The sequence below is a fragment of the Variovorax sp. 350MFTsu5.1 genome, from assembly GCF_048302515.1.
GTDB classification, from domain to species: Bacteria; Pseudomonadota; Gammaproteobacteria; order Burkholderiales; family Burkholderiaceae_C; genus Variovorax; species Variovorax guangxiensis.
Genome location: NZ_CP157620.1, coordinates 3,401,566 through 3,427,094, shown reverse-complemented (window position 1 = coordinate 3,427,094; position 25,529 = coordinate 3,401,566). Strand labels below are relative to the sequence as shown.

General features: G+C 67.5%; 27 protein-coding genes. 10 read left to right on the top strand and 17 right to left on the bottom strand.

Going from position 1 to position 25,529, the window contains the following annotated elements; all coding sequences use genetic code 11:
• Window positions 1-186 precede the first annotated feature (186 nt).
• Window positions 187-1,371 (top strand): glycoside hydrolase 100 family protein, encoded by a 1,185-nt coding sequence (locus ABL843_RS15540; protein ID WP_184638762.1) that lies wholly within the window; start codon window positions 187-189, stop codon window positions 1,369-1,371.
• A gap of 17 nt (window positions 1,372-1,388) precedes the next feature.
• Here ABL843_RS15540 and ABL843_RS15535 read toward each other — a convergent pair whose 3' ends face one another.
• Both ABL843_RS15535 and ABL843_RS15530 read right to left on the bottom strand, forming a co-directional pair.
• Entirely contained in the window at window positions 1,389-2,381 is a 993-nt protein-coding gene (locus ABL843_RS15535; RefSeq protein ID WP_418120420.1) for a lysylphosphatidylglycerol synthase domain-containing protein, read from the bottom strand.
• A gap of 13 nt (window positions 2,382-2,394) precedes the next feature.
• Window positions 2,395-2,652: a hypothetical protein gene (locus tag ABL843_RS15530; RefSeq protein WP_418120419.1), complete on the bottom strand. Its 258-nt coding sequence runs from the start codon at window positions 2,650-2,652 to the stop codon at window positions 2,395-2,397.
• Between the two features lie 250 nt (window positions 2,653-2,902).
• On the opposite strand from ABL843_RS15530, the gene ABL843_RS15525 reads away from it, so the two are divergent.
• The 6 genes from ABL843_RS15525 to ABL843_RS15500 all read left to right on the top strand — a co-directional run bounded on the left by ABL843_RS15525 (window position 2,903) and on the right by ABL843_RS15500 (window position 11,211).
• Window positions 2,903-5,170 carry a hypothetical protein gene (locus ABL843_RS15525; protein WP_418120418.1) on the top strand — a complete coding sequence of 756 codons (2,268 nt, stop codon included), beginning with the start codon at window positions 2,903-2,905 and terminating at the stop codon, window positions 5,168-5,170.
• Between the two features lie 202 nt (window positions 5,171-5,372).
• Window positions 5,373-6,221, top strand: coding sequence for a DUF6502 family protein (locus tag ABL843_RS15520; RefSeq protein WP_126019763.1), 849 nt, complete (start codon window positions 5,373-5,375; stop codon window positions 6,219-6,221).
• 368 nt (window positions 6,222-6,589) lie between these two features.
• Window positions 6,590-7,669: a DUF5666 domain-containing protein gene (locus tag ABL843_RS15515; protein WP_418120417.1), complete on the top strand. Its 1,080-nt coding sequence runs from the start codon at window positions 6,590-6,592 to the stop codon at window positions 7,667-7,669.
• 271 nt (window positions 7,670-7,940) lie between these two features.
• Entirely contained in the window at window positions 7,941-8,420 is a 480-nt protein-coding gene (locus ABL843_RS15510; RefSeq protein ID WP_418120416.1) for a hypothetical protein, read from the top strand.
• 327 nt (window positions 8,421-8,747) lie between these two features.
• Window positions 8,748-10,442 carry a sensor histidine kinase gene (locus ABL843_RS15505; protein WP_369662346.1) on the top strand — a complete coding sequence of 565 codons (1,695 nt, stop codon included), beginning with the start codon at window positions 8,748-8,750 and terminating at the stop codon, window positions 10,440-10,442.
• Between the two features lie 76 nt (window positions 10,443-10,518).
• Complete coding sequence (locus tag ABL843_RS15500) at window positions 10,519-11,211, top strand: response regulator (RefSeq protein WP_126019753.1); 693 nt, start codon at window positions 10,519-10,521, stop codon at window positions 11,209-11,211.
• A gap of 78 nt (window positions 11,212-11,289) precedes the next feature.
• On the opposite strand, the gene ABL843_RS15495 is transcribed toward ABL843_RS15500, so the two are convergent.
• The 14 genes from ABL843_RS15495 to ABL843_RS15430 form a co-directional block, all read right to left on the bottom strand.
• On the bottom strand, window positions 11,290-12,204 hold the full coding sequence (locus ABL843_RS15495; protein ID WP_418120415.1) for a type II secretion system F family protein: 915 nt from the start codon (window positions 12,202-12,204) through the stop codon (window positions 11,290-11,292).
• Between the two features lie 12 nt (window positions 12,205-12,216).
• The gene (locus ABL843_RS15490; RefSeq protein ID WP_184637945.1) at window positions 12,217-13,209 is read right to left on the bottom strand and encodes a type II secretion system F family protein; all 993 of its coding nucleotides are present in this window, start codon (window positions 13,207-13,209) and stop codon (window positions 12,217-12,219) included.
• A 29-nt stretch (window positions 13,210-13,238) separates the two neighbouring features.
• Window positions 13,239-14,615: a CpaF family protein gene (locus tag ABL843_RS15485; RefSeq protein ID WP_418120414.1), complete on the bottom strand. Its 1,377-nt coding sequence runs from the start codon at window positions 14,613-14,615 to the stop codon at window positions 13,239-13,241.
• A gap of 81 nt (window positions 14,616-14,696) precedes the next feature.
• Window positions 14,697-15,848: an AAA family ATPase gene (locus ABL843_RS15480; RefSeq protein WP_418120413.1), complete on the bottom strand. Its 1,152-nt coding sequence runs from the start codon at window positions 15,846-15,848 to the stop codon at window positions 14,697-14,699.
• 32 nt (window positions 15,849-15,880) lie between these two features.
• Window positions 15,881-16,321, bottom strand: coding sequence for a TadE/TadG family type IV pilus assembly protein (locus tag ABL843_RS15475; protein ID WP_418120412.1), 441 nt, complete (start codon window positions 16,319-16,321; stop codon window positions 15,881-15,883).
• Window positions 16,318-16,776, bottom strand: coding sequence for a TadE/TadG family type IV pilus assembly protein (locus ABL843_RS15470; protein WP_126019737.1), 459 nt, complete (start codon window positions 16,774-16,776; stop codon window positions 16,318-16,320). The genes ABL843_RS15475 and ABL843_RS15470 overlap by 4 nt, the downstream gene beginning before the upstream one ends.
• A 16-nt stretch (window positions 16,777-16,792) precedes the next feature.
• Window positions 16,793-18,058: a pilus assembly protein TadG-related protein gene (locus tag ABL843_RS15465; RefSeq protein ID WP_418120411.1), complete on the bottom strand. Its 1,266-nt coding sequence runs from the start codon at window positions 18,056-18,058 to the stop codon at window positions 16,793-16,795.
• Window positions 18,059-18,098: 40 nt separating this feature from the next.
• Window positions 18,099-18,275, bottom strand: coding sequence for a Flp family type IVb pilin (locus ABL843_RS15460; RefSeq protein ID WP_176664064.1), 177 nt, complete (start codon window positions 18,273-18,275; stop codon window positions 18,099-18,101).
• Between the two features lie 108 nt (window positions 18,276-18,383).
• The gene (locus ABL843_RS15455; RefSeq protein ID WP_176664063.1) at window positions 18,384-18,593 is read right to left on the bottom strand and encodes a Flp family type IVb pilin; all 210 of its coding nucleotides are present in this window, start codon (window positions 18,591-18,593) and stop codon (window positions 18,384-18,386) included.
• 146 nt (window positions 18,594-18,739) lie between these two features.
• Window positions 18,740-19,036, bottom strand: a complete 297-nt coding sequence (locus ABL843_RS15450) for a hypothetical protein (RefSeq protein ID WP_184637951.1) — start codon at window positions 19,034-19,036, stop codon at window positions 18,740-18,742.
• A gap of 11 nt (window positions 19,037-19,047) precedes the next feature.
• Complete coding sequence (locus tag ABL843_RS15445; protein ID WP_418120476.1) at window positions 19,048-20,544, bottom strand: type II and III secretion system protein family protein; 1,497 nt, start codon at window positions 20,542-20,544, stop codon at window positions 19,048-19,050.
• Window positions 20,545-20,642: 98 nt separating this feature from the next.
• Window positions 20,643-21,488 (bottom strand): Flp pilus assembly protein CpaB, encoded by an 846-nt coding sequence (gene cpaB / locus ABL843_RS15440; protein ID WP_126019729.1) that lies wholly within the window; start codon window positions 21,486-21,488, stop codon window positions 20,643-20,645.
• Window positions 21,489-21,536: 48 nt separating this feature from the next.
• The gene (locus tag ABL843_RS15435) at window positions 21,537-22,121 is read right to left on the bottom strand and encodes an A24 family peptidase (RefSeq protein ID WP_184637954.1); all 585 of its coding nucleotides are present in this window, start codon (window positions 22,119-22,121) and stop codon (window positions 21,537-21,539) included.
• Window positions 22,122-22,137: 16 nt separating this feature from the next.
• Window positions 22,138-22,284, bottom strand: a complete 147-nt coding sequence (locus ABL843_RS15430; protein WP_165909544.1) for a hypothetical protein — start codon at window positions 22,282-22,284, stop codon at window positions 22,138-22,140.
• 625 nt (window positions 22,285-22,909) lie between these two features.
• Between ABL843_RS15430 and ABL843_RS15425 the strand changes: the two genes are divergently transcribed.
• From ABL843_RS15425 to ABL843_RS15415, 3 genes are all read left to right on the top strand, one after another.
• Window positions 22,910-23,602 carry a hypothetical protein gene (locus tag ABL843_RS15425; protein ID WP_184637956.1) on the top strand — a complete coding sequence of 231 codons (693 nt, stop codon included), beginning with the start codon at window positions 22,910-22,912 and terminating at the stop codon, window positions 23,600-23,602.
• Window positions 23,603-23,692: 90 nt separating this feature from the next.
• The gene (locus ABL843_RS15420; RefSeq protein ID WP_418120410.1) at window positions 23,693-24,586 is read left to right on the top strand and encodes a hypothetical protein; all 894 of its coding nucleotides are present in this window, start codon (window positions 23,693-23,695) and stop codon (window positions 24,584-24,586) included.
• A gap of 16 nt (window positions 24,587-24,602) precedes the next feature.
• Entirely contained in the window at window positions 24,603-24,929 is a 327-nt protein-coding gene (locus ABL843_RS15415) for a hypothetical protein (protein ID WP_369662355.1), read from the top strand.
• A gap of 25 nt (window positions 24,930-24,954) precedes the next feature.
• On the opposite strand, the gene ABL843_RS15410 is transcribed toward ABL843_RS15415, so the two are convergent.
• Window positions 24,955-25,275 carry a hypothetical protein gene (locus ABL843_RS15410; RefSeq protein ID WP_418120409.1) on the bottom strand — a complete coding sequence of 107 codons (321 nt, stop codon included), beginning with the start codon at window positions 25,273-25,275 and terminating at the stop codon, window positions 24,955-24,957.
• Between the last annotated feature and the right edge of the window lie 254 nt (window positions 25,276-25,529).

Here is a 25,529-nt window from a genome sequence, read left to right as displayed (position 1 = left end):
ACGCCTGACCCGGCTCAATTTGCGAGCGCCGGCAGGATCGTGGTTACGGCCTGCGCCGACTCGCCTTGTCGGAGAGCTGCCCGTATCGGCGGAAGCCGGAACCAAAGTCGGGCAGGCAGGACCAGGCCTACATCCGCGAAAGACGACGGTTGTTAAAAAGGAGTGCCCCAAGCCACCATGGAACCCATGACCGACCTCGATGCCTCCGCGCTCGCGCTGATCGACAACTGCTCGCAAGCCTCGCTGGCACTTCTGGAACGCAATCTCACTTCTCACGGCATCCTGGCGGCCGCCCGCACCGAGGCCGCCGTTGCGCGGCGCTACACGCGCATCTTCGGGCGTGACGCCGCGATCTGCGTGATGGCGATGTGCGGCAGCGGCGTGCCCGCGCTGGAACAGGGCGCGGTGGCGAGCCTCGAGGCGCTCGCGGCGCAGCAGGCGGCCAACGGGCAGATCCCCAAGTACGTGGACCCCGAGGGCCGCGATGCCGATTTCTGGTACCTGGGCTGCATCGACGCCACGCTGTGGTGGCTGATTGCCGTGGACCACGTGCGCCGCCACGGGCAGGTCGGCCCTTCTCGTTGGACGGAGGAAGTCGCCCGCGCGCTCGGCTGGCTGCTGGCGCAGGAGCACCAGCACTTCCGACTGCTGCAGCAGAACGAGGCCAGCGACTGGGCGGACATCATGCCGCGCTCGGGCTATGTGCTCTACACCAACGCGCTGTGGTACGAGGTCAAGCGCCGCTTCGCGCTGGACCACGCGGAGGCGACGCACTACCACTTCAACCACCTGTTCAATCCGTTCCAGCGCGATCTGCCCGAATACCACCGGGCGCGGCTGCTGCAGCACTACGCGCGCCGCGGCCGGCGCGACCCGGGGCTGTACCTGAGCTTCGTCAACCTGGCGGTGGTCGGCGACGAGGGCGACGTGTTCGGCAACGTGCTCGCCATGCAGTGCGGACTGGCCGATTCAGCCATGGCGCGCCGCATCGTCGACACCATCGACCGGGCGCATGCCGGCGAGCCCTGGCCGGTGCGCGTGGTGTTGCACCCACTGCCGCGGCAGCACCCGCTGTGGAGGGCCTACATGGGCCGCCACCGGCAGAACATCGTGCACCAGTACCACAACGGCGGCATCTGGCCCTTCGTCGGCGGCTTCTGGGTGATGGCGCTCGCGAAGCTGGGAGAGCACGGCATGGCCTGGGCCGAACTCGCGAAGCTGGCGCGAGCCAATGCGCTGGACGACTGGCGCTTCACCGAGTGGTTTCACGGCCGCACGCTGGCGCCCATGGGCATGGCCGGGCAGAGCTGGAACGCGGCGACCTTCCTGCTTGCACGGCGGGCGTTGCTGAACGGCGAAGCGGCCTGGTGAACAGGCCCGTCCCGGCCTCACACGGAGGCGACTGGCGTTTCCAGCGCGGATGCGGCCCCCGCTTGCCCATCGCTGGCCGGCGCCCAGCGTTCGAGCAGCAGGTAGAGCGCCAGCCCGCCGGCCAGCGGCACCAGGTAGTACAGCGCCCGGTACGCCAGCACGGCTCCCATCAGCGCGCCCTGCTTCACCGTGCCAGAAAGCAAGGCGAGATACACCGCTTCCAGCACGCCCAGGCCGGCCGGTATGGGCGTGAGCACGCCGACGATGGACGCCGCGAGCAGCACGCTCAGCGTGGTGGCGTAAGGCACCTTCTGCCCCAGCAGCAGGTACATGGCTGCGCCCATCAGCGCCCAGTTGGCGGCAGACAGCGCCAGCTGCATCGACGCGATGCGCGCCCCCGGCAGACGGATGTGCCTGCCCCTGACCACCCATTCGCGCTTGCGCGAGACCGCGCATGCCACCACGTAGCCCAGCGCCAGCATGATCATCGCCACGCCCAGCGCCTGCAGCGCGCCCTGCCCGATGTGCGCCTGCCGCGGCGGCTCGATGACGCCGGCCGCGAACAGGCCCCCGGCCAGCAGCCCATACCCCAGCCAGTTGGTCGCGAGGCTCAGGCCGACGATCTGCGCCACGGTGGCATCGTCGAGCCCGGCGCGGGCATAGAGGCGCGCACGCATCCCCACGCCTCCGACCAGCGAGCCGAGATTGAGGTTGAACGCATAGCTCGTGACCGCGATGGCCCATGTACGCCAGGCCGGCAACCGGTGCCGCAGATGGCGCCGGCCGATCAGGTCGAAGCAGCCGTAGAGCGCATGGCTGGCCGTGGCGAGCCCGAGCACCGCGAGCAGCAGCCACGGCGAATACCGGTGCAGCGCGTGCCAGGCACCGGCCCAGTCGATCTTGTGGATGTGGGACAGCAGCAGGCCCAGCACTGCGACGCCGACCAGCGGCAGCACCCATCGACGCCAACGCTGCCACCGTGTCGAGCCGGTGGCAAGCCGGGGGCTCATGGCGTCCGCCGGGTCAGCGAGAGTCGCGGTCGGTGCCGTGCTCATCGGCGGACCTGTCGGCCTTCTTAGCCTTCTCGGCCTTCTCGGCCTTCTCGGCCTTCTCGGGCGTCTTGTGTTCGGCTTCGCCCTTGTCGTGCAGCTTCCTGTTGGTCACTTCCTTCATCAACTGCTCGCCCTCGACGTCGCGGCCGTCGCTGGGAACGGACTCTTCGTTCGCGAGTTCGGGTTCCTCACGCGGGGATTGCCTGGCGGGGTTCGGCTTGTTCGACATGGATGGCTCCTCGGGCTCTGTGCATGCGCCGAGTTTTGGGCGCGAGCAGCTGGCGCGCCGCCATCCGCGAACGACGGCGGGTGCAGGACATTTGCCATAGGCCGGGGCTGCGCGAAATGGGGAGGCCGATGTCGGCATAGGCCGACATGGCTGCGCGCCGTCTGTCCTCAAGGTGCGTGTGGCGTGCGATCTAGGCTCGTCTCGAAGACGAAGAACACACCACCGCTACCGCTGCAGGAACCCCAGCCCAGTGACGACAGACATCAGCACGCCCCCAGTCCCCGCCGGCGTACCCGGCAACAGTGCGCCTTCCGCGGCATCGACACCGCACCGATGGCTTTTCATCCGTGCCGGCGGTCTCGACCAGGTGGTGTTTCGCAGCGGCGCGGACATTGCGCACATCGCCGAACTCGACCAGAAACTGTGGGTCGCGCTCGCCTGCCCCACGCGCGGCATCGACTTCGATGCGCGCACGCTCGATCTGATCGACAGCGACGGCGATGGCCGCGTGCGCCCGCCCGAAGTGATCGCGGCATGCCAGTGGGCCTGCGAGCGGCTGCGCAGCGCCGATGCGCTGCTCGCGGGCGGCGGAACGCTGTCGCTGGACGATCTCGACAACAACAGCGCGGCAGGCGCCGACCTTGCCAGGGAAGGCCGGCGCATCCTCGACCTGCTCGGCAAGAAGGACTCGAACACGCTCACGCTCGCCGACATTTCGGACCGCAGCGAATGGCTGGCGGCCATGCGTTTCAACGGCGACGGCGTGGTCACGCCCGACACCGCCTCCGACGACGCGCTGCGCTCGACCATCCAGGAAGCGATGCGCACCCACGGCAGCACGCCCGACCGCCACGAGAAGAAACCCGGCCTCGACCGGGCGCGCGCCCAAGCCTTCATGGCCGAAGCGAAAGCCATGCGCGACTGGTACGCGCACGGCGACAGCAGCGACGAGGTGCTGCTGCCGCTGGGCGATCGCACGCTTGCCGCCACCGAGGCCCTGCGCGCGGTCGCGGCCAAGATCGACGACTTCTTCGCTCGCTGCCGGGTCGCGGCCTATGACGTGCAGGCGGTGGCGGCGCTCAATCCTTCGCCGCAGGCCTATGACGCGCTCTCGGGCCACACGCTGGACGTGGGCGCGCAGCCCATCGCCGAGCTGCCGCTCGCGCCGGTCACGCCCAGCCGCTCGCTGCCGTTGCGCGGCACGAGCCTGAACCCGGCCTGGGCCGATGCGATGGCCGCGTTCGCGCGCGACGCGGTGGCACCGCTGCTGGGCGAGCGCGATGCGCTGGAAGAAGAGCAATGGCAATCGCTTCGCAGCCGGCTTGCGCCGTGCGAGGCATGGATCGCGGCCCGGCCGGCCAATGCGCTGGCCGCACTGTCGCGGGAGCGCATCGACGCGCTGCTCCAGACGCAGGAGGCCTTGTTCTCGCTCATTGCCGAGGACGAGGCGGCGGAGCGTCACAACCGGCTGCTGGTCGACCTGGAGAAGCTGCTGCGCCTGCAGCGCGACCTGCTGGTGCTGCTGCACAACTTCGTGTCGTTCAAGGCCTTCTATCGGCGCGAAGGCGCCATCTTCCAGGCAGGCACGCTGTACCTCGACGGGCGCAGTTGCGAGCTCACCGTGCAGGTGCAGGACACCGCCCGGCACGCGACACTGGCGGGACTGGCGAAGACCTGCCTCGCGTACTGCGACTGCACTCGCCAGGGGCAGAAGATGAGCATCGTCGCCGCCTTCACCGCGGGCGACGTCGACTTTCTCTTCGTGGGGCGCAACGGCGTGTTCTACGACCGCCAGGGCCGCGACTGGGACGCCACCATCACCAAGCTGATCGAGAACCCGACCAGCGTCGCGCAGGCCTTCTTCGCGCCGTACAAGAAGTTCGTCCGCATGATCGAGGAACAGGTGGCCAAGCGGGCAGCGGCGAGCGAAGCCGGGTCGCAGGGCGCGCTGCAGTCGCTGGCCGGCCGGGTGGCCACGGCGGATCAGGCGGCGGGCGCGGACGCCGCTTCGAAGGCCCCTGCCAAGCCCGGCGTGCCAACGGCGGGCAGCCGCATCGACGTGGGTACAGTGGCGGCGATCGGGGTGGCGCTGGGCAGCATCAGTGCGGTGCTGGTCGGCATCTTCGGCAAGTTCATCGACCTGGGGCAGTGGATTCCGGTGGCGCTGGCCGGCATCGTGATCGCGATCTCGGGGCCCAGCATGCTGATCGCCTGGCTGAAGCTGCGCCAGCGCAGCCTGGGGCCGATCCTCGACGCGAGCGGGTGGGCCATCAACGGCCGCATGAAGGTGAGCGTGCGGCTCGGGGGGATGCTGTCGCAGACGGCGCGCGTGCCGCCGGGGGCCAAGCGCATCGCACCCGATCCGTACCGCGAACGGCATGGCCTGGCGGGCGCGCTGGCGGCCGCCTGCATCGTCGGCGCGGTGGCGCTGCTGGCCTGGCGCATGGACTGGCTCGACGACCGGCTGCCGCCACGGCTGCAGCACGATCAGGCGGCGGTGACGGCGCCCGGCGCCTGAGCGGCTGCGACGACGCTCCCCGAGCCTCCTGGCGGGAGCCCGGCCGGGGTGTTGCTTCTTTACACCCAGCCAATCGGCCGGCAGTAGTCCAAAGCATTCACATTCATACTCTTGCGCAGGACAATTGAAAGCAGATCGCAACTGGCGATCTGTGCCGTCGAACCCTCTTTGAACCGCAGTTTCGGGAATATCGCTCGAATCCATGGAACATCGGCTGGACTGGACCCTTGCTGCCTGCGCCCGGATTCTCCGGCCGGTGGTCAGGCTCGCGCTCGCCATGGGGGTGAAGCACCCTCACCTCGAGGAACTGCTGCGCGACCTGCTGATCGAGGAAGCCCAGCGCAGCTGGCGCAACCAGGGGGTGGCCAACCCGAACCTGAGCCAGCTTTCGGTGACGACCGGGCTCAACCGCAAGGCGGTGACTGCCAAGGTCAGGGCAACCACTGATCCCCTGCCCCACACCGAGCTGTCGGCTGCAGCCAAGACTTTCACGTTATGGTTGCAGATGCTTACTAAAGATGACACTTACCGGCGCCTGCCCATCACGGCGGGCCACGACGCGCCCTCCTTCGAGGCCGTCGCGCGCATGAGCAGCCGCGGCAACGTGCATCACCGCACCATCCTCGACGAACTGGTGCGCCTGAACATGGTGAGCGAGGACGAGGACAAGGGCGTGGTCGAGCTCACGACGGACGGTTTCGTGCCGGTGGAAGACCTGCAGTCGATGCTGGCCTTCCTGGGCGACAACGGGCGGGACCACCTGCTGGCGGCCGTCGCCAACACGCTGGGCGAGGAGCCCAGGATGCTGGAACGCGCGGTGTACGCGCGCGGGCTCACGCTTGCGGAATGCGAGCAGATCCAGCGGCTCGTGCGCGAGCGCTGGACGGCGCTGCATCACGAGCTGGCGCAGGAAATGTCACGGGCGGTCGACGAGGCCCCCGGCGGTGCGAAGGGACGCATCCGCGTCGGCATCTACACCTACTACGAGGACGAGCGGACCGAGCGCACGCCAGCGCCGCCGCCGCCGGAAGAAAGAGGGCCCAAACCATGAGCACGATGAAGACGCCTCGAAGGCTCCTGCTCGGACTCCTGTCCGCCGGTTTCCTGGCGCTGCTGCTTTCGTGCGGCGGGGGTGGAGGCAGCGGCGGCTCCATGGCTGGCATCGGCGTCGGCACCGGTAGCGCGCCCGCGGCGACTGCAACCGGGGGCGACTCCACCGGAACCGGAACCGGAACCGGAACCGGAACCGGAACCGGAACCGGAACCGGAACCGGAACCGGAACGGGTTCGGGTTCGGGGACCGGGTCAGGAACCGGTGCCGCAGGGGATTCCGGCGGCACGGGCGGCACAGGAAGCACCGGTGGCGACGCCGGCGCAGGCACGAGCACCGCCGGCAACAGCAACACCGACGGCTCCGGCGTGGGCTCGGGCGGCACCGGCGTGACGGCGGATGCCGCCGGCATCGGTGCTGCGGACGGCCTGGGCAGCATCATCCTCAACGGCCTGCGCTACGACACCGACAGCGCGACCTTCACCATCGAGGACGCGACCGGACTGCAGATCGGCATGAGCGCGCGGGTCGCGGGCAAGGTCGACGACAACTTCACGAGCGGCATCGCCGACCAGGTGGTCTCCGCGGCCGAGTTGCGGGGCGCGGTCTCGAACATCGATGTTCCTGCCGGCACCTTCGTCGTGATGGGCATCGGCGTCAGCATCGACTCGGCCACGGTCTGGGGCGACGCGAACGGCCTGGCCGACGTCCAGGCGGGCAGCATCATCCAGGTGTGGGGCCTGCCGGGCGCGCCCGGCACGCTGCGGGCCACGCGCATCCAGGTCTCGCCCACGGTGGCCGACCCGCTTGCCACGGGCGCGGTGCAGAGCCTCGACAAGGCGCACAAGACCTTCATGCTCGGCCAGCTGACGGTCAACTACGGCACGGCCGTCTTCGCGGGGCTGGATGAATCGTCGCTCGCCAATGGCGTCGTCGTTCGCGCCCGGGGCACCACTGCGCCGGTCGGCGGCGTGCTCACGGCCACGAAAGTCCAGGGCTGGTACGCCATTCCGACGAGCGACGGCGTGGCGGTCCAGCTCGCGGGCGTCGTCACCGACTTCGTCTCGCGCGGCTCGTTCGGGGTGCTGGGCACTCCCGTCGATGCGACCAACGCGCAGATCACAGGCGGCCCCGTGGGCTCGCTCGGCAACGGCGTGAAGGTCGAAGCCGACGGATTCATGTCGGGCGGCGTGCTGGTGGCGAAGAAGCTGCGCATCCGCAATGTGCCGGGCACGGGCGGACCGGCCTCCTTCACGCTGATCGGCGCCATCGGCGCGTATCGCTCCCTTGCGGACTTCAGGGTGCGCGGCCAGCCGGTGGATGCCGATGCGGCCGTTTTCGAGAACGGAACCAAGTCCGACCTGCGCAACGGCCGGAAGGTCACGGTCGTGGGCGACCGGGTGGTCGACGGCGTGCTGATTGCTCAACACGTGACGTTCTCGCCCTGAAAACGAGAAATCCTTCACAAAACTAATTCTCGACAAGGTCGAGCGGCAGGAGTACAACGAAATGACTAAAGTGAAAAAATCACATTTAAAGTGTCGAAGTCCTACCGCCCGCTTGACGACCCAAGATCGTGTTACCCCGGCATTCCGCCCGCGGTAACGCTGTTACACGTCCAGAGGCGGCATCCGGGATCGGCGCTGCGATGCGGGCATCCGTCCGCAGGTCCTTCCCATTGCTCGATGTGCACCAACGACGGTGCAGACGGGAGCATGTATGCCGCTCAATCTCCTCCTCCGGCTTCTGCACGAGAAGTTTCCGGTCACGCTCACGGCTGAACCCGACATCAGGCACGCCTCGGTCCTGATGGCCACCGGGCTGGTCGAAGCCGAATTCCATCTCGATCACTTCGGATACCAGCATTACGAGAGCGCCGTGGTGTTCGACATCACGGAGGAAGGGCATGCGGAAATCGCCAGCCTGAAGGCCGGCGCCGCAGCCATTGCGCTCGAGGACCAGAAATGGCCCGTGATGCCCCTGGACTACCTGCGCAAGATCGGGAATTCGGTCTTCCCGCTGCGCATCGACGATCCGACGGAGATCAATTCGGTGGCGGTGCTGAACGCTGCGGGCATGGTGGAAGCAACCCTGCCCCCGCCCTGCCGGACCAGGCAGAGCCCGCAGAAATTCAGGCAGGCGGTCGTGCTGCGGGTCACGCCGCTGGGCCGTACCGCGCTGGTCGAGCGCCGGGCCTGAAACCCGGAACCCGGTCGCGCCTTTCGCACTGAACAGGTACCCGCAAATAGCGCGCTTCCTGGCAGCCGGCCCGCTCGCCCTCCTCTGCCACCACCTCGAAACGCCCCGGCCAGAGACGAATGAAACTGAATGCAACAAGAGTCACAAACTGGCGATAGACCTCGGACCCCATTGTTTTCGACTACCAAAGTAGTAATGTGAAACCTTCACATACATCCCTTTCAGGTACGAGGAGTGAATTCCAAAATGACACCGTGCCGCTTCGCCAGCAGCAGCCGCCTTGCGGCCCGCATCGCGTGATGTACCTCCTGCCGGAAATCGTCTTCCATGCTGGCCCATACCACTGCCACCCCCGACGCCGGCATCAGCGTCGCCGCGGACGCGCTCATGGTCTCGCGCATGCGGCTGGTGCTCTCGGTTTCGGCGCTGTTGGCGGTGGTGGTTGATGCCGGGGACCATCGGAACCATGTCGACGGCGCCGTCTGGCTGGCCTTCTGCGGCTACGTGCTGCACAGCCTGCTGGTGTACGCATGCACGCGGATGGGCCGCCCGTACTTCCAGGGCAAGGTCATCCACTGGTCCGACGTACTCTGGTTCACGCTCATCATCTTCGTGACCGACGGGGTACAGAGCCTCTTCTTCCTCTTCTATTTCTTCGCGATCCTCACCTCCGCCTTCCGCTGGGGCTTCGAGGAAGGCGCCCGCGTCACGGTGGCGTCGGTCGCCTCCTTCGCCGCCTGCGGCCTCGCCACCAGCACCGGCAACGACGCGCCCCAGCTGCTGATGCGCAGCACCTTCCTGCTGGCGCTCGGCCACATGATCGTGCACTGGGGCGGCTCCAAGCTCGGCCTGCAGCGCCGCCTGGCCCTGCTGGGCGACGTCAGCCAGCTCTCCAACCCGCGCTTCGGCGCCGGCCGCACCATCGCCCGCACCATGGAACGCACGCTGGCCTTCTTCCGGGCCAGCCACTGCATCCTGCTGACGCGCGACACCGCCACCGGCAACTGGGTCCTGCGCACACTGCGCAAGAACGACGCCTGCGAGCACGTCAGCGTCGAGACCATCGGCCGCATCGCCGAATCCCCGCTCATGGCCCTGCCGGCCGACCACACCGTGCTCAGCAACCGCCTGCCCTGGCCGTTGAACCGGCTGTATGCCCAGAGCCACGTCTTCGAGGCTGGTGCCGCAGATGGCTGGCGCGTCGAGGACGAAGAAGGCGCCCGGCGCTGCGAGGCCATCACCGCAATGCTGGAGGCCCGTGCCTTCATCAGCGCTCCGCTGCCCATGCGGCTGGGCGAAGGCCGCGTCTTCGTGTCCTCGCGCGACGGGCTCTTCAACAAGTCCGACGCCCTCTTCCTCACGCACCTCATGGAGCAGATCTTCCCGATCATCGAAACCATCGAGGTGCTGGACCGCATGGCCTCCGAGGCCGCCACCGCGGAGCGTCTGAAGTTCGCGCTCAACCTGCACGACACGGCCGTGCAGCCCTACATCGGTCTGCGCATGGGCCTGTGCGCCCTGCGCAAGAAGGCCACCGCCGACAACCCGCTGAGCGACGACCTGGAAAAGCTCGCGAGCGTGGCCGACGGCGTCATCGCCGACCTGCGCCGCTATGCCGGCGAAGTCAGGCAAGGCAGCAACAGCAGCCCCGGTGGCCTCGTGCTGCCGCAGCTGCACCGCCAGGCCGCGCGGATCAAGGGCCTCTACGGCATCGACATCGCCGTCGACGTCGACGGCCCGCTGCACCTGGACGACCGGATGACCGCGGAGGTGCTGCAGATGGTCGGCGAAGGCCTCAACAACATCTGCAAGCACACCCAGGCGCGCCACGGCAGCGTGCGCCTGGCCTGCCGCAACGGCCGGCTGCACGTGCGCATAGAGAACGAGGCCGACGGCGAGGAGAGCTTCACCCGCTTCAGGCCCCACTCCATCACCGAACGCGCAGCCGCCCTCGGCGGGCGCGCCCAGGTCCGCCAGTGCGACAGCGGCGGCACCGCCGTGCTGGTGGAAATCCCGATCTGAGCAACAACGACGAATCCCGGCAGCAAGCCGCTGCACCTGCCAAGAGACAAACCAGAGCCGAATCAAGGAGCCCACCATGCAACCAGCTGCCACCCATCCCATCGGCGTCCTGCTCGTGGACGACCACCAGACCATGCTGTGGGGCCTGTCCAGGCTGATCGACGGGGAGCATCCGCGCATGAAGGTGGTCGGCACCGCCTGCTGCTGCGAGGACGCGGTGGCCACGTCGGAAAGCCTCGCGCCCGACGTCATCGTGCTCGACCTGGACCTCGACGGCCACAGCGCCCTCGACATCCTGCCGAGGCTGGTGTCGAACGACGTCTCGCGCGTCATGGTGCTCACGGGAGAACGCGAACAGCGCACGCTCGACCTGGCGGTGCTGCAAGGCGCACGCGGCGTGATGCGCAAGGACGCGCCGGCGCAACAGGTGATCGACGCCATCGAGCGCGTGCACAACGGCGAGCTCTGCATCGACGCCCAGTCGATCGGCCGCGTCTTCTACGAGCTGACCTCGGTGAAGAAGCAGCAGCCCAAGGCCGATCCTGAAGCCGCCAGGCAGGCCAGCCTGACGCACAAGGAGCGGGAGATCATCCACACCGTCGTGAGCGGCAGCGGCGCCTCGAACAAGGCCCTGGCCGCGAAGCTCTTCGTCACCGAGCACACGCTGCGCAACCACCTCACCTCGATCTACCAGAAGCTTGGCGTGAGCAACCGCCTCGAGCTCTACATCTACGCGGTCAAGCACCAGCTCGACGCCGCCCCGCACTGAAGAAAAAAGAGAAAAGCTCGAAGCCCTGCGCGCCGGAGACGGCGCGCAGGGCTTTTTTGATCGGAAGGCCGAAAGCGCTCAGGTCCCGTTGAGCATCGGCATGATCATCCGGATGATGCGGATCGCCGCCGGCGTCAGGATCACCAGCGAGATGCACGGGAAGATGCACAGCACCAGCGGCAGCAGCATCTTGGTGGGCACCTTCGCCGCCAGTTCCTCGGCGCGCACATGGCGCTTGTGGCGCAGGTCCTCGGAGAACACCCGCAGCGATTCGCCGATGCTGGTGCCGAAGCGGTCCGCCTGCGTCAGCATGGTCGCGAAGGTCCCGATCTCCTCCACGCCCGTGCGCAGCGCCAGGTTGCGCAGCGACTTCTCGCGCGTGGCGCCGGCGCGCATCTCCAGGTTGGTCCAGTGCAGTTCCTGCGCCAGCGCCGCGCTCTTCACCTGGATCTCCTCCGTGACCTTGACCAGCCCGGCATCCAGCCCGAGGCCGGCTTCGACGCATACCAGCATCAGGTCGGCGGCATCCGGAAAATTCTCGAAGATCTCCCGGCGGCGCGAGCGGATCATCAGGCGCAGCACCAGGTTGGGCAGGTAGCAGCCGGCCAGCGCCGCCACCGCGAGCCACAGCAGCATCACCGTGCTGTCTTCGGCGGCCCCCGTCGCCCTCAGTCCGACGTACGCCAGCGCGGCAAGGCCCAGCGGCAGCAGTGTCTTCGTGCCGAAATACACGAGGTAGGCGTCCGGATGGCGGATGCCCGCGTTCAGGAAGCGCACGCGCAGCGGCGACAGCTCGGCATCGTTGGTCGGTGATGAAAGCTGCGCGAACGGCCCGACGATCTTGACGGCCTTCTCGGTCCAGGCCGACTTGCCCGCTGGCATCGCCACTGCCTGCAGGCGCTGCTCGGTGCGCGTCGGCGACAGCCATACGGCCATTCCGATGATCGCCAGCGACACGGCCACGAAGACGAGGATGGGAAACAGCATGGTCATGGCTCTTCTCCTTCAGACGCGGATCTTCACGATCTTGCGCAGCAGCACGACGCCCACAAGCATCACCACCAGCATGTACTTGATCACCATCTGCCCGATCGGGTCGGTCCACAGCGGCGACATGAATTCGGGGTTGAACACGTTCATGAGCGCGGCGAGTGCGAACGGCATCAGCCCGAGGATCCAGGCCGACAGCCGTCCTTCCGAGGACAGCACCCGCACCCGCGCGAGCAGCTTGAGCCGCTCGCGGATCAGCCGGCTGAGGTTGCCCAGCACTTCCGTCAGGTTGCCGCCCGAATCGCGCTGGATCAGCACCGACACCACGAAGTAGCGCAGGTCGGTCAGCGGCACACGCTCGCTGAGGTTGGTCAGGGCCTGCTGCAGCGAGACGCCGAAGTTCACCTCGTCGGCGACCATGCGGAACTCGCTGGCGATCGGATCCGCCATCTCGTCTCCGATCATCTGCACGCCGCTGGCGAAAGAATGCCCGGCACGCAACGCACGCGTCACCAGGTCCAGCGCCTCGGGCAGCTGCTTTTCCATGCGTGTCAGCCGGCGGCTGCGCTGGCGCTGCAGGTAGAGCAGCGGCAGTACCGCCAGGCAGCCTCCCGCCACCAGCGCCACCAGGAGCGACTGGTGCACCATCACCATCACGGCGAAGAAGCCGAGCACGCCCAGCACGCAGGAAATCAGCAGGAAGCTGGAAACCGTCCAGTCCAGCCCGGCCTGCAGGATGAATCGGTCCAGCCGGTGCGCCCGCGGCAGCGTGAGCAGCAGGCGCTGCATCCACGGCACCTCGCTGAGCATGCGCTCCTTGGCCAGGTGGGCCTGCGGCGTGCGGTCGACCGCGGCCGAGAACGCCTGCAGCCTCTTCTCGATCTTGCGTGCCTCGGGCCCCTTGTAGGAGCGCCACAGCATGTAGAGCCCCTCGAGCATGAGCAGCACGGTCACGAACACCAGCACGGTGACGGTGATGAGGGTGTTGCCCCCAAGGTTGTTGAGCATGATGGCCTCCTGTTCCTTGCCTGGTCAGGTCATTCGTAGTGCTTGCTCGGGTCGAACATCGTGTCCGGCAGTTCCACGCCGTAGGCATGCAGCCGCTCCGCGAACTTCGGCCTGACGCCCGTCGCATGGAAGTGCCCGCGCACCTGGCCGTCGGGCCCCATGCCGGTCTGGTGGAAGCTGAAGATCTCCTGCATCGTGACCACCTCGCCTTCCATGCCGGTGATCTCCTGGATGCTCGTGACCTTGCGCCGCCCGTCCACCAGCCGCAGCACCTGCACGATCACGGTGATGGCCGATGCGATCTGCTGGCGCACCGTGCGGTGCGGCAGGTTCAGGTTGGCCATGCCGATCATGTTCTCCAGCCGCGCCAGCGCGTCGCGCGGCGTGTTGGCGTGGATGGTCGTGAGCGAGCCCTCGTGGCCGGTGTTCATGGCCTGCAGCATGTCTACCGCCTCGGCGCCGCGCACCTCGCCGATCACGATGCGGTCGGGCCGCATCCGCAGCGCGTTGCGCACCAGCGCGCGCTGCGTAATCTCGCCCTTGCCCTCGATGTTCATCGGCCGCGTCTCCATGCGCGCCACGTGCGGCTGCTGCAACTGGAGCTCGGCCGCGTCCTCGATGGTGATGATGCGTTCGCTCGGCGGAATGAAGCCCGAGAGGATGTTCAGCAGCGTGGTCTTGCCGGCGCCCGTGCCGCCCGAGATCAGCATGTTGACCTTGGCCTGCGCCAGCCCCTCGAGCATCTGCGCCATCTGCGGCGTCAGCGTCTTGAGCTCGTCCACCAGGTTCTCCATGCGCAGCGGAATCTTCGCGAAACGCCGGATCGACATCATCGGCCCGTCCAGCGCCACCGGCGCGATCACCGCGTTCACCCGCGAGCCGTCGGGCAGCCGCGCATCGACCATCGGGCTCGACTCGTCGATGCGCCGCCCCACCAGCGAGACGATCTTGTCGATGATGCGCAGCAGGTGCTTCTCGTCGGTGAAGCTCACGTTGGTCAGCTCCAGCCGGCCCCGGCGCTCCACGTAGATCTTCTCGTGCGAGTTGACCAGGATGTCCGAAACCGACGGGTCGGCCATCAGCAGCTCGATCGGCCCGAAGCCCAGCATCTCGTGCTGGATGTCGCGGATCAGCGTGCGCCGCTCGATGTCGTTGAGCGCCTCGGGCTCCTCCTGCAGCAGCCGCGTGGTCATGGTCGAGATTTCCTGGCGCAGCACGTCGGGCTTCAGGGTCTCGAGCGCCGCGAGGTCGAAGCGCTCCAGCAGCTTCAGGTGCATGCGCTCCTTCAGCAACTTGTAGGCATCCGAGGCAAAGGGCGACACCGCCTGTTCGGCGGAGTGCCCCACCGGCCGCGCGGTGGCACCTGCATCGGTTTCGACGGCACTGAGCTGTTCTCTGAATGACATGGGGACCTGCCTTGCTGTTGATTGAAATGACTGGCTGCCGGGCTCCGATCAGGCGCCGATCAGGCGCCGATCAGGCGCCGATCAAGCGCGGCGGAAGAGCCGCCCGATGAAGCCGGGCTCCGCCTCCTGCCGGGGGCTGAGCGTGTGCGCGATGTCCGCCAGCTTTCTTGCGAGTGCGCTGCCTCGCGCCATCTCCGCCAGCGGCACGCCGCGGTTGATGGATGCATCCACGTCCTTGCCGCCGTCGGGCACCACCGTGAGCGTCGCGCCCACCAGCGAGCGCCGCATGTCCGACAGGCCGATCTCCCCGCCGCCGGCGCTGCGGTTCACCAGCAGCTCGACCTTGCCGGGCTGGTAGCCCAGCGACTTGAAGACATGCATCAGCCGCGTCACGTTGCGGATGTGCGGCAGGCTGGGCTGCAGCACCGGAAAGATGCGGTCGGCACGGTCCAGCACGCGGATCGCGAGCGTGTCGATGCGCGGGCCCAGGTCGAACAGCACGAAGTCGTACATGCCCTGCGCGACGTGCAGGATCGCGTCGACGTGCTCGGCCTTCACGTCCATCGCGCGCGAGATGTCCTCCGGCGCCGGCAGGATGCTGAAAGTCGGCGAAACCTTCGCCACGCTCGCCGCGAGCAGCGAGGCGTCGAGCCGGCCGATGTCGCGGGCCACGTCCGCCATCGTCGAGGTGGGCCGCAGGTCGCTCACATACGACAGCGCGTCGCCGAACTGCAGGTTCAGGTCCACCAGCAGCACCGAGCGCTCCTTCGAGAGCTGGTGCGCGATGTTGGTGGCCAGGAAGGTCGCCCCGCTGCCGCCCTTGCAGGGCATGAAGGCCACCACCTGACCCGGCGCGCGCGCCTGCGTGCCGGCCATCTTCTGCGCGATGCGCTCCACGGCCGCCTCCAGCGCGGCGGTGTCGGCCGGCGACGGCAGCACCTCGCGCACGCCCGCGCGCATCGCGTGGATCAGGAACTCGGGCGTCTGCATCGCGCACAGCAGCACCACCGAGATCGCCGGGTGCTGCAGCGTGAGCTTTTCCACCAGGCTGAGCTCCTGCGGGTCGCAGCACATGCCGTCGACCAGCAGCAACTCGGGAGCCGCCTTCTCGACGACCCACTGCATCCGGCTCTTGCCGCCCTCGAAAAGCGACACGATGTGCGAGCGCGCCTCCAGCACCTTGCGCATGTCCTGCAGGTGGTTGGCGTTGGGGGAAATAATGGAGATCTTCATGGTCGTGTCCGTTGCGTTGGATTGCTGGATGGCTAGGAACAGATCGAGGCGCTGTTCGGGTCCTTGCGCATGACCTCGCGCGGCAGGTAGGTGGAGAAGCCCGGCATCGGAATCAGCGGCGCGGTCGCGTATGCGATGGGCGAGATCCACTGGTAGTTGAGCCCGGTGATGCTCACCGTCACGCCTTCGCAGGTCGCGGCCGTGCAGCCCGAGGGCGACCACGCCACCGACACGGTGCTGATCTGCGGCAGCAGCGCCTTCATGCGCGCAAGCACCAGGGCCTGCTGGGCCGTGTCGTCGCACACCACCGCGTAGCGGGCGCCGGCGCGCGTGGCCTCCTGGGCGGCGTTCCAGGTGAAAAGCATGCGCGCGAAGTCCACGATGCCCAGCGTGAACATGAGGAAGATGATCAGGCCCAGGGCGAACTCGACCGTCGTGGCGCCGCGGTTGTGGCGGGAGGTGCTTCTTCTCATGATGGCGCCCTCATGCTGGCGGTGATGTCGCTGAAGGCGATGTTGCCGTTCGCATCCGCGAAGACGACGCCCATCACCGAAGGGAACATCGAATGAAAGGTGTAGCCGCTGACCCGGATCGTCACCGTTGTGATGATCGGCGCCGCGCCGGCCGACTGCCAGGTGCAGCAGGTGCCGGCCGGCACGTTCGACAGGCTCAGCCCGCGCGCCAGCGGCGAACCCGTACCGGCCGTGTTGCCGTACACCACCAGGTTGCGCGCCTCGGTGATCTTCGTGCCCGGCGTCTGCACCGACATGTAGCGCACCGCGTCGCGGGTCGACTTGACCACCGCGTTGTACTCGTACATCGCGCGGCCGAACTCTGTGGTGATGAAGGTCAGCAACAGCAGCAGCGGGATGATCAGCGCGAGTTCGACAAGCGCTACGCCCTGCTGTGCACGACGAGACGGTTTCATGGCGTGCCTCCTCTTCCTATCTCACCAGGACCGGAACCAGCGGCCCGGCCGATCCGCCCGCCAGCCCGCTGGTGGTGCAGGGGCTGCCGGTCGCACCGGCGTTGCCGAGGAATTCCAGCTGCACGTCGGTCATCGGAATGCTCAGCGGCTGAAGCATCAGCATGCAGAGGTAGTCGATCACGTGGTTGCCGCCATCGATGACCGGTACCGTCACGAAGCGGCGGTCGAGGCCGTACTGCATGTGGCCGCCGGCGACGTTGCCCGGGTTGGCCAGCTTCTGGAAACTGTTGAGCGACAGCCCAGTGATCGATTCGCAGCTGTTCGCGCCCTTCACCTTGGTGCCGGTGTCGGCGCACGACGCGAAGGCGGCGCGCTTCGTCAGGTAGTTCTGACCAGTCCCTGAGCCCGGGGATGGGCCGTTGTAGGCGTTGAACTGCGCGGGCCAGTTGAGCGAGGTGTAGGCGTAGCCCGTGTAGTCAGGGCGGCCCGTACTCGGATCGCCGCTGTTCTTGTAGATGCCGAAGCGCTGGTTCCACACGTCGGCCACCGAGGTCTGCACGCCAGGAGTGCCGATCGTGTCGCCGACCTTGGCGCCGCATCGGCCGTTGAGCTCGGCTTCGGTCTCCGACGCGCTGTTGCTGCCGTCGAGATTGGCCCAGCCGATCTGCCCGCCGGCGGCGGCGTTCTGCGCCATGATGAGCGTCACCCACTCGCCGACCACGAAGCCATAGTTCGGCGCCACGCCACCGGTCTTGGGCTTCGCCGCTACGGGAATGGGGCAAGCGCTCTGCGCGCTGGCACGGGTGGCGACCGCTCTTGCGGTGACGCTGCGCGTCCCGGGGTTGCCGGCCGTGTCGCCCGAGAAGGCGCCCATCGCCTTCATGAGCCAGATGCTGATGTTGGGTTGGGTATGCACGCACTGGGCATAGCGCGCGAGGGCGGGCGTCGTGGTGACGGCATAGGAGGCGTCGCGGAAGGTGATGTCGCTCGCGACGATCTGGCCCTGCCCGCTCCAGGTACTCGACTGCATGTTCACGCGGTTGGCATTGCCGGCGGTCTGGCCTGCGCTCGTTGCACGGGTGATCGCCGTGCCCTGTCCGTCGAGCTCGCGCGCAGCGGACAGGGCGCAGCTGTCTACAGCTGTCTGCAGCTCGGTCTTGACCACGAACAGATGCCCGAAGTCCAGGGCGATGCCCATGAACCCCATCAGGAACAGCAGGATCAGCGCGGCTGTGACGATCATCGCGCCGCGCTGGCGGCGGTGATGGCGGCAGGTGGACATGGTCAGCTCCCTGGTTGAGTGAGCGCGCGCAGCGGCCGGGTCAGGTGCAGCTCGTGCCGCCCAGACATGTCGTGACACGGTCGATGAGAGCGCCCAGAGCAGTGCCGTCGGACAACGCTTGCAATGCAACCACCAGCGCGATGGAAACCACGGCGATGATCAGTGCGTACTCGACCACTTGCGCACCGCTCTCGTCTGTCAGAAATGACTTGAACATGATGATGAACCCCGGTTCGTTGTTGACGAAGAATGCGTGGGAGCGAACGGGGAGATGGAACGAAGCGGGCCATGTGACATGGACCCGCTTCCCTCCCCGAAGAACTGCTTACTGGCAGTTCGTCCCCGTCAGGCAGGTCGTGACGCGAGTGATGAAACTCGTGAAACCGCCGTTGTTGGCCGTGAGGCCCTTCAGCGCGACAACCAGCGCGATCGAGACGACTGCGATGATCAGCGCGTACTCGACGACCTGGGCGCCCTCTTCTTCGCGCAGGAAGCCTTGGGTCGATTGGCCGATGGCCTTGAAAAAGTTTTGCATGATTCGTTCCTTTCGAGGTTTGAACGGTTGGAAATCAGGTTCGAGAAAACATGAGTGAGGGAAGAAAGTTCGTTTCGATTCGTGTCACTCTCCTTTCCGCGTGAGTCCCGAGGAAGCGGGCTTGGCTAATGCAATGCGTGCGTTCATCACTTCGAGGCGCCGGCGCCCTGTCCGCCGATCTGGCCACCGATGTTGATGACGTTGACCGCCGGCGGCGGCGTCTTGTACGACTCCTGGTACTGGTGCATCGCCTCGCGCGATGCGCGCCCGTCCATGCCGGTGACGGGGTCGCCGTTCTTGCCGGCGTTCGGGTTGATGGTCATCTTCTTCCTTGCGTCCCGCACCGCGTCGCCGAAGCGCGCGTCGTAGTTGGGCGTGACGGTCGAGCAGCTGGCGCCGAGAAGGCAGACGAGCCCGACGGTGATCGATCTGATGATGAACATGACGGTGCTCCTCACGGGGTTTCGCTGGCGGGGGCGGCCGGGGCCGGGGTCGAGCTCTCGAGGGCGCCGTTGAGATAGACCTCGGCACGGCTCGGAACGACGTGGTTGTCCGTCGGCACCCGCGGCGACTCGGCCAGCGGACGCACCAGGCGCGGCGTGATGACGAACATCAGCTCGGTCTGTTCGTTCTGGAATTCGGTGCTGCGGAAGAGCGCGCCCATCACCGGCACCTCGCCGAGGCCCGGATAGCGCTTGATCGTCTCGTTCACGTTGCTCTTGATGAGCCCGGCGATGACGAAGCTCTGGCCGTCGTTGAGTTGCACGGTGGTGTCGGCGCGCCGCACCGTCAACGAGGGCAGCACGGCGGTGACGCCCGAGACGGTAGTGAACGGAGAGCCGGTCTGCGTCAGGTCCGACACCTCGGACACCAGCTTGAGGTTGACGCGGTCGCCGTTGAGCACGGTCGGGGTGAACTTGACCCCGATACCGAACTCCTTCTCCTCCAGCGTGATGTTCGTCCCACCGCCGCCCGCGGCGTTCTGCGCCACCGGAATGAAGATCTTGCCGCCCGACAGGAAGCTGGCCTGCTGCCCGCTGATGGCCATGATGTTCGGCTCTGCGAGGATACGCACGAGCCCGTCGTCCTTCTGGCCGTCGATGGTCAGCGAGGTCCGCCCGATGCGCAGCGCCTGCGCCAAGCCGGCGCCGGTGCTCAGGAAATTGGAGATCAGCGAATAGTTGTTCAGGCCGCCGTTGCCGGTGCGTGCGATGCCCACGCGCGAGCCCAGCCTGTCGAGCAGCGTCTTGCTGACCTCGGCGATCTTCACTTCCAGCATCACCTGCTGCGGCGTCGCCACGCGAAGCAGGTTCACCACCTTCTTGCCGTCGGCGCCGTAGGCCGAGGCCAGGCTCATCACGTCGTCGAGCTTGAGCGCGTCGCTGATCTCGCCGGTGAGCACGATGGATTTTTCGGCGCTGCGCACCTGGATGCGGCGCTCCTCGGGCATCAGTTCGGCCAGCTTGGACTGCAGGGCCATCGGGTCGATGGTGACGATGACGTCCTTGATGTAGCAGGTGCCATCGGCGCTTTGCAGCACCACGTTCATCGAGCCCGCCTGGCGGCCCCGGAAGAACAGGTCGGTCGGGCTCAGCAGCGTCACGTCGACGTCCGCGACGCCGTCGCTGGTGTTCGCGTTGGCCGCGGGTGCCGCGACGGGCTGCATGCCGGCGGGCACTGCAGCCGCGGCGGCCGCCGGTACAGGTGCGCGGCTCGGCGGCTGGCCGCTGACCACGATGCGCACCACGCGCGCCTTCAGCGGTATGACCACCGACTTGCCCAGCACGGCCTGGGTCGGCTGGTCGTCGGGAATGATGGCGGTGCATCGGCGGCTGCCGTTGGCAGCGGCAGAGGCACTGCTGCTGCCTGCCGCCGCGGCTTGCGTGGTGGCGGTGGCTGCGGCGGGCATGGCGCCCGCGGCCGAGGCGGTTGCCGCGACCTCGGCGCCCATGGCGGGAGCCGCCACTGTCGCGAAGGCCGCCAGCAGGCTGGCGAGTGTTGTGGGGATATGGCGCACTTGGTGTTCCTCCTGTCGAATGTCGAACCGGTTCAGAAACAGGTCAGCGAGCTGCCCGCGTGCTGGATGATTTCCACGCACTGGGAAGCCGGCGTCGCGGCGGGGCCCGGGCGATGGGCGCGCGGCCGGGCCGGTGCCGGAGCAGGCGCGGTCGCCGCGACCTGCACGAGTTCCTTGGCGCCGAAGAGCTGGCCCTTGGTGATGCCGTCGGTGGCCACCGTGGTCTTGTCCATCTGGTTGCGAAGCACCAAGGACAGGGTGCCTACGCTGCGGGCCAGGTCGAGCTTCTCGGAGTCTTCCAGCGAGAGCTCCAGCGTCACGGCGCTCACCACCTTCGGCTTGGTGTCGTCGCGGTTGGCTTCCTGCGCCACCGCCAGCACCAGCACCTTCTCGAGCACGGTCTTGCTGATCTGCAGCGCTTCTTCGCCGCGGCCCTTGTCCTGCTGGGCGTTGACCATCACGTCCACGTAGTTGCCCGGCAGCGCGAAGCCCGCCACGCCCACCACGTCGTTGACGCGCACCGTCATCGCCCGCTTGCCGCTGGCGATCACCGCCGAGAGCCCGCCCTGCGTGCCCACCGGCGCCAGCTTTCCTTCGATGACCGCTTCGCCGCGCAGCACGCCGACCTTCACCACGCGCTCGTCCAGCGCCTTGATGTCGCTGAACGCGCCGTTCGGCACCGAGCCGCTGGGCCAGTCGATCGTCGTGAGCATCTGCGGGTTGACGCGGCTGCCCAGCTCGATGTCTACCGCCGCCACCACGACCTTGTTGGACGCGATGCCGCCCTGTTTGGAGATCCACCCCGCCGCATAGACGGCGGCCGCCAGCCCCGTCAGCAGGGCCAGAAGGATCAGCCCGATCGCCTTGATGTTCTTCATGTGAACCTCCGTCGCAGATGAGATGAGATGAAAGGGAAAGTGAAGGGGCTAGACGTAGCCCAGCTGGTGCGCGAGCACTTCGACGACCGTGCCCGCAGCGATGCAGATGCCGTAGGGCAGCCTTCCGATGGACTGGCTGGCGCCGATGCGTCCCGAGGGACGGATGCCGACCATGCCCGACAGCATCACGCCCTGTGCGGCGTCCTTGACGTTGGTCAGCATGCGCACCACGCGGCGCTGGTGGATCGCGAAGACCATGGCCGCCACGCCGCCGGCAATGAAGGTGAAGAGCACCGCCATCAGCGCCTGCTCAGGCCCGATGAAGGCGCCGGCCATGGCCATCAGCTTCACGTCGCCGGCGCCCATCACTCCGATCACGTAGAACGGCACCATCGCCGCGAAGCCCACGCCCAGCCCGCCGAATGCGCTTGCGGCCCCCACGGCGGGGGTGCGCGCGGCCAGCGTTCCGTAGACCAGCGCGAAGAGCGCGCCGCCGAAGGTCAGCCAGTTGGGGATGCGGTAGGAGCGCCAGTCGCTGACGGCGGCCGTGGCCAGCAGCGCCAGCAGCACGAGCATGCGAAGGTCGGTGGCCAGCATCGCCAGCAGTTCGAGAACGGCGTCGAGTTCCTGCATGTCGGTCTCCACGGGTTCAGGCAGTGCGCCGGATGGCGAGCAGCAGGAGCAGGCACACGACCATCACCAGCGCTCCGATGAGCGCGAACTCCATGAACGACATGCCGGCGTCTTCGCGCAGCAGGTTCATGAAGGTCGTCGGCAGCAGTGCGAGCAATTCCATGCGTATCCCCTCGTTGTAGTGACCGGCCTGGAGCGCCTGTTGCCCCGCATGGGCAGAGGCGTTGGGCCTTGGGGATGACTGTAGAAACCGGCTCGCTTGCGCACATGAGCGCGGCGCCCTTTTGTGGGGGAGTCAAATCCCCCATGCGCACCGGCCGGAAGGCAGGACAAAGCGCCGGGGGCGCGGCGTGACAACGGACAGATGGCCGAATGGACAGGTGACGGCCTTCCCGCCACCTTTCCCGTCACCTCTAGGCAAGCGGCGGTACCGCGTGGTGCGGCGGCCGTTCCGAGCGTCGGCATGGCTTTGCGCCGGCACCCGGCCGCAGATTCGATTACCTCGGTTTCATCTCGTTGCGACCTGTGCCGGCGGCCTGCCGGAGACCCCGATTGCGGTTGCCGCCATCGTGTGGCCGGCGCGTTTTTCCGCTCTGCCGCAAAAGCCGCCGGCCATGCCTTTCGCCATAGCCTCGCAGTACCCCGCACAAGGCATTTTTCGTTGCTTCCCCGACGCAGAAACTGCACTCCGGTCGTCACGCAGTCTCTTCATTCCGCGTCACAGACCGTCAGCCGATGGCCGGGTGGTCCGGTGATCGGGTTCGTTCCACATCACTCGAGGAAGCATCATGAAGAAGACTCTCATCGCCATCGCCGTGGTCCTTGTCGGCAGCGTCGCCTCGGCAACGGTCGGCAGCACCGCGGTCGCCGCGACGTCCACCACGACCGGCTCTTCCAGCTCCGCCGGATCGACCGCCGCCAGCTCCGGCACGGGCAGCGCACTGAGCTACAACTCGGCCACGTCGAGTTCGGCAGCCAATGCCAACGCCTCGGGCGGCGCGTTCGCGGTTCCGGGCTTCGCCATCGGCGGCGCGACGGCTGGCGGCTCGGCAACCACCACCGGCCGCGTGACCAGCATGGCGGTGACGACCGGCAACGGCCTGGCCACCGGCGGCGCCAACGCTTCGGCCAACGCGACCTCGGCGGGCAACGCCAACTACTCCGCGGGCGGCGCCACGCACGTCAGCGGCAGCGCTGGCGGCGCAGCCTCCTCCACCACCAACAACACGGCGGCAACGGCTGCCGGCCCCGGCGGCGGCATCGCCCTGGTGACCCGTACCTCGACCACGACCTCCGGCTACAACGCATCGTCCGGCGCGATCAACGGGCCCATCAACGGCACGAGCACCTCGGCCACGGCAGGCTCCACCGGCGGCTCCTTCGGCGTCACCAACTTCGCATGGGGCAACGCCGGCGGCTTCACCAACGGTGGCGGCACCGGCGGCACGGCGGGCGCGAGCTCGACCGCATCGGCTCCCTGAACCTTGCCTTGCGCAAACCGGTTGCTGAACCTGGAAATGGGGAGAGCGGCAGGAAACGCCCTCTCCCCGGTCCTCAAAGGAGTCGAAAAAATGAAGAAGCTGCTTTTTCTTTCACTGCTGACCTTCTCCGTGGTGGCTATCGCCCAACAGACCAACACCAACACGGGTGCGAACAACGGATCGTCGAGTTCGGCCACGACCTCGGCCCAGGGCAACAGCCAGTCGGTGACGTTTTCGAGCCCGGCGAGCGTGACCACCCAGTCGACGATGACCAGCAACCAGAACGTCAACAACACCGGCGCGACGACGAACACCGTCGACTACCGCGGCAGCTACACGATCAAGAACGTGCCGTCGGTCAACGGACCCAACCTGACGACGAGCAATGACACCTGCATGGGCAGCAGCAGCGCCAGCGCGAACGGCCCTGGCGTGGGCCTGAGCTTCGGCACCACCTGGACGGACGAGCACTGCAAGCGCCTGAAGATGAGCCGCGAGCTCTGGAACAAGGGCATGAAGGCAGCGTCGCTGGCCATGGACTGCATGGACCCGGCCGCGATGGCCGCGCTGGAGATGACCGGCACCAAGTGCCCGCAGTCGATGACGGCGGAAGAGCGCGTGACGGCCTACGGACCGCAGGCATCGGCCAGCGGCGCTGCCGCCTCGCCGCCTCGCGCGGTGGCTGCAGCGGCCCCTGCCCCGGTGGCTCCGCAGCCCGTGGCTGCCACTTCGCCGGCCGCCCCGGCTCCGCTGCCGCCGCCTCCCGCGCACACCGAGCACATCGCGCAAGCCTCGCCTGCCCCGCAGCAGCAGGCCGCGGCAGCCTCCGAAGACACGGGCGTGGTCACGATGCCCGTCGTCAGCGCCACGGTGACGCCGATCGACCCGGGCGAAGTCGCCTCCATCCGGGCCGCGTCGCGCATGCTGGACCAGCGCTCCGACGACATCGCAACCGCACCGCGCTCGGCCCCCGCCGCGCAATGACCGCACGGAGCGCCAAATGACCAGGACCGTATTCCTGCTCTGGCTGGCAGCCTGCTGCGCTGCCACCACGGCGGCGGCAGCGGCCGTGCAGCAGCCGCTGCGCGTCGAGCGGATGAACATGGGCAGCGGCCTGCAGAACGCGCGCGGCACCGAGAACGCGCTGCCGGTCGGCGCCCTCGGCGTGTGGCACGTGCCGCAGTACCTGCCGGGCTACCCCACGGCCGCGACGATCTGGCCGCGCGTGATCGTCATCCAGTGCACGGAAGACCTGTGCGCGGGCTACACGATCACGCCCGAGCTGGGGCGCGGCGAATATCTTTTCTTCGTGCCGGCGGGCAAGTAGCCGGCGAACACGTCGGCCGGCACGTTCAGGGTGTGCCGCTCTTTCCCAGGCCATAGCGCAGCGATTGCGCCGTGGCATCGGCCGCGTCGATGCGCCGCTGCAGTTCCTCGTTGACCACGCCGACCAGGGCCGCGAGCTCGGCCCGGCTGGGATAGAGCTCCTGCGCATCGCCCACCTCCTGCTGGACGATGAGCTTTTCGAGGCACGAGTAGGCGCGCTGCATCGACTGGAGGTTGCCGATGTCGTCGCACAGCTGCAGCGCGAGTTGCTCGGCGTTCTGTGAGACGGAGGATTGGGAAGAGGTAGAGGAAGAGACGCGCGTGGACGCGCGTGCAGAAGCAGCCATGGTTGGCCTCCAAGTGATTGCGGTTTTTAAAGTCGCAGCGATTTCACGGGAGTCCAAGCCCGATCGCGCCTTTGTTTGACGCGACCGACGCAGTATAGCCACACGATAAACAGCGCCCACCTCGCTTCAGAAACGGCTTGCCGCCCTTACCCGAACCGCCACACCGAGTTCAAACGAGGCGGCGGCTCGACGAGTTGGCCTACCGGGAAACCACTTGGGTGAAACCGGCCGGGCTTGCGCCCGCACGTCGAGCC